This is a genomic window from Leisingera sp. F5 (assembly GCF_001593695.1).
The window spans coordinates 1-7,461 of record NZ_LUKH01000083.1; the positions used below are offsets into that span (position 1 = coordinate 1).

The window sequence follows — 7,461 nt, forward strand, 5'->3', positions numbered from 1 at the left end:
CCCCGGTGGTGCGAAACCACGCCTTTGGGGTCTCCGGTGGTGCCGGAGGTGTAGTTGATCGAGATCGCATCCCATTCGTCCTCCGGCATCAGCCAGGCGAAATCCGGGTTGCCGCGGGTCAGAAACACCTCGTAGTCGGCGGCCTCTGCATCTGCCGGCACACCGTCATACTCTGGGTCATCATACTGGATCAGAACCGGCGAGACCGAGGCAAGCGCCAGCGCCTCCTGCATCAGCGGCATGAATTCCCGGTCCACGATCACCAGTTTCGACATCGCGTGGTCGAGCTGGAACGCAATGGCCGCCGCATCCAGCCTTGTGTTGATCGAGTGCAGCACCGCGCCGCACATCGGGACGCCGTAATGGCACTCAAGCATTGCCGGCGTATTAGGCAGCAGCGCCGACACGGTGTCGCCGCGGCCGATGCCGTTCTTGACCAAGGCCGAGGCCAGCCGCCGCGACCGCGCAAAAAACTCCGCATAGCTGCGCCGTAGGGACCCATGCACGATCGCCGTGCGGTCCGGAAAGACGCTGGCGGCGCGTTCAAGGAAGGTCAGCGGCGTCAGCGGCTGATAGTTCGCGGGGGTGCGGTCCAGACCGGTGTTGTACGGGTTGTCCGTCATGATCTTATTGATCCTGCCATTGGGGGCTGCGTTTTTCGAGGAAGGCACCGATGCCCTCTGCGGCATCGCGGGCCAGCATGTTGTCCACCATCACGCCGGAAGCATAGTTATAGGCGTCGGCCAGGGGCATTTCCCGTTGCGCGTAGAAGGCGCGTTTGCCGGTGGCCAGGGTCATCACCGACTTGGACGCGATCCTGCGGGCCATCTCCATCGTGGCCTCCCGCAGCCCTGCGGGCGGAACGGTGCGGTTGATCAGGCCTGTCTCCTCTGCCCGCCGGGCCGGGGTCATGTCGCCGGTCAGCAGCATTTCCATTGCATGCTTGCTGGTGACATTGCGCGACAGCGCCACCATCGGCGTCGAGCAGAACAGGCCGATATGCACCCCCGGTGTGCTGAACTGCGCGGTGTCCGCGGCAATGGCCAGATCGCAGCTGGCTACCAGCTGGCAGCCTGCCGCGGTGGCGATCCCTGTGACCTCGGCAATCACCGGCTTGGGGCAGTTCACGATGGCCTGCATGGTGGCAGAGCACATCGCCATCACCTTGGCAAAATAGGCCCGCCCGCCATCCCCTGCCGCGCGTCCGGCGGTCATCTCCTTCAGATCATGCCCGGCGCAATAGGCCGGGCCGTTTGCCGCCAGGACGACAACACGCACCTGTGAATTTTCTCCCGCATCGGCAAAGGCTTGGGCCAGCGCCGCCAGCATCGCCTCAGACAGGGCATTGCGCCGCCCGGAATCGTTCAGAGTCATTCGAAGGATGCCATGGTCATCCAGATCGCTCAGCAAAATGTCTTGCTGTTGCACGGGGGATCTCCTTTGTTGGGGGTCAGCGGATGTTGATCTCGACGCTGTCGGCGAGCGTATTGGCGATGAAGCAATAGCGGTGGGCGCGGTCCTGCATCTCCTCCAGCTCTTTTTCGCTGACGGAAAATCCGGTGTCGAAACGCACCACCGGGTGCAGGTCGATGCGTGTCACCGACATCTGGCCCTTGGGGTTCTTGCCCAGATGCGCCTCGGCGTAATCGTGGTAGGTGGCCACCGGCCAGCCGGCTTTGGCCGCCAGCGCCAGGAAGGTCATCATGTGGCAGCTGGACAGGGCCGAGGCCAGCGCCTGTTCCGGGTTGGTGTTGCCCGGATCTCCGCCCCAGTCGGGGGCGGAGTCCACTTGGACGTCATAGCTGTTGTTGTACTGCACCGTGTGGGCGTTCGAATACTGGCCGGTTTGCAGCACAGGTTCAGCACGCTGCCAGTGCAACTGGATTGAAAGGTCGGACATGGCGGTATCCCTCATTATCGCTCAGCCAGCGCTCAGGCTGCGGCCAGGGTTTTCTTCGGATCGAAGAAGGGGATTTCCACAATGGTCGCACGGGCAGGGCCGGTGCCGGCCGTGACCTCAACCGTTGCCCCGAGCACGGCCTCGTCCGCCGAGACCATCGCCAGTGCGATGTTCTGCTCCAGCCGCGGCGAATAGACGGCAGAGGTGATCTTGCCGATGGCAGTGCCATCCTTGCTGACCGGCCAGAAGGTGGTGTTGGGCCCGGTCAACGGTGCGCCTTCGATGATCAGGCCCACCTGCTTGCGGCTGACGCCTTGCTCCTTGATTTCCCGCAGGGCCGCCTTGCCGATGAAGCTGGCTTCCATATCGAGGTTCACTAATCGGCCCAGCCCAAGCTCATAGGGGGTGGTGTTGATATCGGCGTCAGCGTGGTAAGACAGCATGCCGCCCTCGATACGGCGGATCGAGGAAGTATGGCCGGGCTTCAGCCCGAACGGCACCCCCGCTGCCATGATCTTTTCCCAAAGCTCCTCACCGCGCGACCCGTCCTGTAGGTACAGCTCATATCCCAGTTCGCTGGACCAGCCGGTGCGCGACACGATCAGCGGAATACCGTCCAGATCAACCTCGCGCAGCCAGTAGTATTTCAGATCCATGATGCTGACGCCGAACAGCGCGCGCATGATCTCGCCGGACTTCGGCCCCTGCAGCTGCAGCGGCGACACGTCGGGTTCACCGATGGTGACATCCATGCCGGAATGCACCGCCACACCCTGCGCCCACAAAAGGATGTCGCTGTCCGCCAGCGAGAACCAGAAGTGGTTTTCCGCCAGCCGCAGCAGGATCGGGTCGTTCAGGATGCCGCCATCGGCATTGGTGATCAGGATGTATTTGCACTGGCCCACCACCATTTTCGACAGGTCGCGCGGGGTCAGCATCTGCACGAATTTCGCCGCATCCGGACCGGTGATCTCCACCTGGCGCTCGACCGCCACATCGCACAGGATCGCGTTGTTCACCAAGTTCCAGAAGTTCTGCTCCGGATCGCCGAAATCGCGCGGGATGTACATATGGTTGTACACCGAGAACCCCTTGGCGCCCCAACGCACAGTGGCGTCGAAATAGGGGGACTTGCGGATCTGTGTGCCGAACCCGAAGCCGTCTGATTGCATCATGTCTTTCACCCTTTGCACCGGCGGCCCGATCAACCGCGGACTGTTTGAACTGGGTGAAGGATTACCCGCACAGGCGGGCCGGGAGCGGACTGAAAAACAAGACCTGGGCAGACCAAACGGACTGATGTCAGACAGGCTTGCAGACCGTTCAGACGCTTCCGGTCATTTGCCGGACCTGGCCGCCAACCCGGAAAGATTCGGCTGGGCGGATTTGACGTGGCGCGTCACGATGTAAGTCATGTAGCGGTCAATCCCCAGTTCGGCCGCCAGCAGGGTTTCCATCAACTCCTGAAATGCTGCCAGGCTTGGTGTAAAGACCTTCATGACGTAATCCATGCCACCGCCCGTGGCGATGCATTCGGTGACCTCGTCCAGCTTTCGGATATGGCCCTCGAAACGGTCAAAATCAGACTTGCGGTGATGTGTGAGAGAGACGGTCACGACCACCTGCGTGAAATCACAGACCCGGTCGAGCGCAACGTCGGCGTGGTAGCCGCGGATGAACCCGGCTGCCTTCAATTTCGTAAGCCGGGCCCAGCACGGGGTCGGCGACAAGTTGACGATCTCCGCCAGCTTGGTTTTGCTAAGCTGGCCGTGCTTCTGGACTGCGCTGAGGATGCGGATATCGGTCGCATCAAGGCTGAACTTGTCCATGCATCGGGGCCTTTCAAAGCAAGGGTTTGGCAGTCCAATACAATCACCAGCAATAGCCCGAAAGCAACATTTTGCACCAGCGAGGCGGTTTGGGGCGCAGGCCACTGGCTGATTACCGTCTGGCGAAATTTGCAAAAGAGCGTATTGCTTGAAACCGATAGCAACCCACTGCCACTGCGCCATGGTAAGATACCGGCATAAGAATTTCGGGGGGCTCTGCAACTGACTGTTCTGAATGTCTTGCTATGCAGGAGCTATCCAGACATGACATTCGCTTCGCCGAAGTTCCTCGACAACTTAGCCGACGACAGGCTGGCGAAACGCATGTGCGTGTTTCATCGAGAGGGCTTCGACATGATCCTGCAAACGGCGTCAACCAACCACCGGACATCTTCATCCCCGAGGTGCGCGACGTTGATCCGACCACCTTCAACGACGTGGATGCCGTGGTCCTGGGGCAGCGCAATTTCCTGCGCGACACTTAGCGGCAGGAGCGAGAACATCCCGACCTGCCGCCCGAGATATGCCAGCCGGTGGGTGCCGAACATATCCTGTTCTATCGCCACGATCTGCTCGCGCATTCGCGCCACGCGCTGGCGCATCTGGTCGAGGTCGCGCAACCAGAGAGCCTTCATGTCCACATCCTGTAGGATTGTCCGCACTATCGCCGGACCATGGTCCGGAGCGTGCGAAGCCCCCGAACGGGCGATGGCCGTGACTGCTCGGGTGATACGCGCCTGGTCGCTGGTGCAGGTCTTGACGAACAGCGCCCCGCGCGGCCGCGGCAAATGCCGAAGGACTTTGACAGGGTGATGCAGACGATGCATTCGGGAAAGCGTTCTGCGATCTGGCCTGCCATGGCGCAATCCGCGTCGAAACCTTGCGCGAAGCCGAGGTAAGCCAGGTCGATCCAAGGCACGATCCCAAGGGCTTCAAGCGTATCGAGAAGTGCTGTGAACTGGTCTTCGCTCATGTCCGCGCCCGTCGGGTTGTGACAGACGCCCTGCATCAGGAAGACATCGCCGGGGCGTGCGGCCTTCAGTCCGTCCAGCATCTGGTCAAACGTGAGTTCGCTGCGCAGCGGGTCATAGTAGGGCAGCGCCTGATGGCGCGCACCGGCGGCCGTCAGGATTGGAACGTAATTGCCGTAGGTCGGGGCTTGCAGCCAGACGGTCGGCGGCTCCGGCAGCTGCGCCAGAAGGTCGGCCATGACGCGCAGCGCGACAGCGCCGCCCGATGTCTGCGCGGCCACCCAGCCCGCGTCGTAGGCGTCCCCCAGGATTTCACCGCCCAACACGCTGCAATACTCCGCATCTCCGGTCAGGGCGAGGTAGGACTTGCTGGTCTGCGTTTCGATCAGCCGCTGTTCGGCCAGCTTCACTGCCTCCAGAACCGGTGTGCGCCCGTGTTCATCCTGGCAAATCCCGACGGCCAGGTTCAGCTTGTCCCGGCGCGGGACCTGCGCAAACAAGTCGGCGCCGATCATGATCGGGTCGATGGGGTAGTCTTCGACCTTCTCGAACATCACTCGGCCCTTCCCAGCTCGACAGCACGGTCCCGGCAGCCGGTCATCGCGTGCGAGATCATGTCCGCCAAGCCATCCTGCTGAATCGAGGTAATGGCGGCGTGGGTCGTGTCATTGGGCGAGGTCACCCTGCGGCGCAGTTCCTCGGGTGGCACGTCGCCCTGAGCGGCCATGGAGGCCGCGCCAAGCGCGGTTTGCAGGGTCAGCGTGGTGGCATCTTCGCGCGTAAGGCCGAGGGTGACGCCGGCGCGGATCATCTCTTCGATCAACAGGTAATAATAGGCCGGGCCGTTGCCGGAGACGGCTGTGACCGCATCCAGCAGGTCTTCGCGCGGGAGGTCGACGCAAAGACCAAAGGCTTCGACGATGGTCCGATCGCGGGCGCGCTGCGCCGTGTCAACGCGGTCATTGGCGAAGCTCCCCGTCGCGCCGAGCCCCGGCAAGGCCGGGGTGTTCGGCATGGTCCGGACGATGGCCATGGGCCCGAAGAGCGCCTCGAGCCGGGCTATCGACACCCCGCCGCGATGCTGATCAACAGCTTGCCCTTCAGCGCGCCCGCGACCCGCTCGGCCACCTGCGGGATGACCTGCGGCTTGACCGCAAGGACCACGGTGTCCGCTTCGGCGCATCCCGCTGCTACACCGTCCGTGGTGCGAACACCGTAGGTCGCTTGCAAGTGCGCCCGCTGGTCCGCGCCGGGATCGATGAGGGTGATCTGCGCCGGTGCCATGCCTTGGGCGATCAGCCCGCCGAGGATGGCGGAGGCCATGTTGCCGCCGCCGATGAACGCGATGGTCTCCATGGCTCAGAACCGGGTGATGACGGTGGCGCCGACCGACTGGAACTTATCCATCTCCATCAGGGCCTGCGGGGCCTCCGTAAGGCTGATTTGCTGGCCTACCAGCCGCGCCGGATCGAGCCGTCCGCTCGCCACCATGTCCAGCATTGCGCCGTAGCGATGCGCCTGCATCCCGTGCGAACCGAGCAGTTCGATCTCCTGCCCGACGATTTTCGGCATCGGGATCGCCGGGGCCGCGTGGTCGCCCAGCATCAGCCCCACCTGCACGTGCTTTCCGCGCGGCCGCAGGCACAGGATCGAGTTCGTCATGGTCACGGGGTGCCCCAGCGCGTCGAGCGAGACATGCGCGCCGCCCTTGGTGATCTCCTGGATGGCAGCGGGCACGTCGGCCTCGCGCCCGTTGAGCAAGGCCACGGCGCCGAGGTTCTTCGCCATGGCCAGCTTGGCCGGGTCAAGGTCGACGCCGATCACGTTCGCCCCCGCTGCCGCCGCGATCATCACCGCCGAGAGGCCCACGCCGCCACAGCCATGCACCGCCACCCACTGGCCCGCGCTGACGCGGCCCTGGTCAATCACCGCGCGGAACGAGGTGGCGAAGCGGCACCCGAGACTGGCGGCTGTGGCGTAGTCCATCGTCTCGGGGAGCGCCACGAGATTCAGGTCCGCCTGGTGGATCGGCACGTATTCCGCAAACGATCCCCAATGGGTAAAGCCCGGCTGTTCCTGATGCAGGCAGACCTGCTGGTTGCCGGAGTGACATTCCGAGCAACTGCCGCAGCCGCAGATGAAGGGCACCGTGACCTTGTCGCCCACCTTCCAATTCTTCACGTCCTTGCCCACGGCTTCCACCACGCCCGCCAGCTCATGCCCCGGCACATGCGGCAGGTCGATGTCGCTGTCATGGCCCATCCAGCCATGCCAGTCGCTGCGGCAGACACCGGTCGCGGCGACCTTGAGCACCACGCCATGCGGCTCGGGCGTCGGATCGTCTACGGTCATGAGCTTGGGGGCTTCCTGGAACTTCTCGAAAAGGACGGCTTTCATGGCAGGGACTTTCAGCTTGGGGGATTTGGCAACCAGAATGCCCCACTGCATTTGAAATACCTTTGCTATTCCTCTTCATTTTGGCGATATTTGGGGCAGTATCCCCTATATGCATCCTGCATCGAGAAGGAATCCTCCCAATGCCCGAGATCGACGGTGTCAACGCCGAGCTTCTGACCCTGCTGCAAGACGACGGCCGAATGACCAATGCCAAGCTCGCCGAACGCATCGGGATGAGCGAAACTCCCTGCTGGAGAAGGCTGAAACGGCTCGAGGAAAGCGGCATCATCGAAGGCTACCAGGCCAATCTGAACCGCCGGAAGCTGGGCCTCGGCGTTATGGCCTTCGTCCAGCTGCGCTGCTC

Annotated in this window: 11 protein-coding genes; 1 reads left to right on the plus strand and 10 read right to left on the minus strand. The window is 62.9% G+C overall.

Going from position 1 to position 7,461, the window contains the following annotated elements:
• From A2I95_RS23935 to A2I95_RS23980, 10 genes are all read right to left on the minus strand, one after another.
• On the minus strand, window positions 1–623 hold a 623-nt coding region (locus tag A2I95_RS23935), incomplete at its 3' end, for an AMP-binding protein (RefSeq protein ID WP_291733867.1).
• Between the two features lie 4 nt (window positions 624–627).
• Window positions 628–1,428: an enoyl-CoA hydratase gene (locus A2I95_RS23940; protein ID WP_291733868.1), complete on the minus strand. Its 801-nt coding sequence runs from the start codon at window positions 1,426–1,428 to the stop codon at window positions 628–630.
• Between the two features lie 22 nt (window positions 1,429–1,450).
• Window positions 1,451–1,900, minus strand: coding sequence for an OsmC family protein (locus tag A2I95_RS23945; RefSeq protein WP_102848475.1), 450 nt, complete (start codon window positions 1,898–1,900; stop codon window positions 1,451–1,453).
• A gap of 32 nt (window positions 1,901–1,932) precedes the next feature.
• Window positions 1,933–3,075: a glycine cleavage T C-terminal barrel domain-containing protein gene (locus tag A2I95_RS23950; RefSeq protein ID WP_291733875.1), complete on the minus strand. Its 1,143-nt coding sequence runs from the start codon at window positions 3,073–3,075 to the stop codon at window positions 1,933–1,935.
• 162 nt (window positions 3,076–3,237) lie between these two features.
• Complete coding sequence (locus A2I95_RS23955) at window positions 3,238–3,729, minus strand: Lrp/AsnC family transcriptional regulator (protein WP_264212267.1); 492 nt, start codon at window positions 3,727–3,729, stop codon at window positions 3,238–3,240.
• A gap of 335 nt (window positions 3,730–4,064) precedes the next feature.
• Window positions 4,065–4,496, minus strand: coding sequence for an aminotransferase class I/II-fold pyridoxal phosphate-dependent enzyme (locus A2I95_RS23960; RefSeq protein ID WP_291733885.1), 432 nt, complete (start codon window positions 4,494–4,496; stop codon window positions 4,065–4,067).
• Window positions 4,391–5,254, minus strand: a complete 864-nt coding sequence (locus A2I95_RS23965; RefSeq protein WP_291733888.1) for an aminotransferase class I/II-fold pyridoxal phosphate-dependent enzyme — start codon at window positions 5,252–5,254, stop codon at window positions 4,391–4,393. The genes A2I95_RS23960 and A2I95_RS23965 overlap by 106 nt, the downstream gene beginning before the upstream one ends.
• A complete protein-coding gene (locus tag A2I95_RS23970) occupies window positions 5,254–5,733 on the minus strand; it encodes a pyrroline-5-carboxylate reductase dimerization domain-containing protein (protein ID WP_291733879.1) in 480 nt (159 codons plus the stop codon). Before A2I95_RS23970 ends, A2I95_RS23965 begins: the two co-directional genes overlap by 1 nt.
• 26 nt (window positions 5,734–5,759) lie before the next feature.
• Entirely contained in the window at window positions 5,760–6,056 is a 297-nt protein-coding gene (locus tag A2I95_RS23975) for an NAD(P)-binding domain-containing protein (RefSeq protein WP_291733880.1), read from the minus strand.
• A gap of 3 nt (window positions 6,057–6,059) precedes the next feature.
• Entirely contained in the window at window positions 6,060–7,097 is a 1,038-nt protein-coding gene (locus A2I95_RS23980) for a zinc-dependent alcohol dehydrogenase family protein (RefSeq protein WP_367152418.1), read from the minus strand.
• 140 nt (window positions 7,098–7,237) lie between these two features.
• On the opposite strand from A2I95_RS23980, the gene A2I95_RS23985 reads away from it, so the two are divergent.
• Window positions 7,238–7,461: winged helix-turn-helix transcriptional regulator (locus A2I95_RS23985; RefSeq protein ID WP_291733883.1), on the plus strand; the 224-nt coding region annotated here is incomplete at its 3' end.

Excerpts from the sequence above, each read along its gene's own strand:
- A2I95_RS23945 (WP_102848475.1), bottom strand. The coding sequence starts at position 1,900 with ATGTCCGACCTTTCAATCCAGTTGCACTGGCAGCGTGCTGAACCTGTG.
- A2I95_RS23950 (WP_291733875.1), bottom strand. The coding sequence starts at position 3,075 with ATGATGCAATCAGACGGCTTCGGGTTCGGCACACAGATCCGCAAGTCC.
- A2I95_RS23955 (WP_264212267.1), bottom strand. The coding sequence starts at position 3,729 with ATGGACAAGTTCAGCCTTGATGCGACCGATATCCGCATCCTCAGCGCA.
- A2I95_RS23965 (WP_291733888.1), bottom strand. The coding sequence starts at position 5,254 with ATGTTCGAGAAGGTCGAAGACTACCCCATCGACCCGATCATGATCGGC.
- A2I95_RS23970 (WP_291733879.1), bottom strand. The coding sequence starts at position 5,733 with ATGGCCATCGTCCGGACCATGCCGAACACCCCGGCCTTGCCGGGGCTC.
- A2I95_RS23975 (WP_291733880.1), bottom strand. The coding sequence starts at position 6,056 with ATGGAGACCATCGCGTTCATCGGCGGCGGCAACATGGCCTCCGCCATC.
- A2I95_RS23980 (WP_367152418.1), bottom strand. The coding sequence starts at position 7,097 with ATGAAAGCCGTCCTTTTCGAGAAGTTCCAGGAAGCCCCCAAGCTCATG.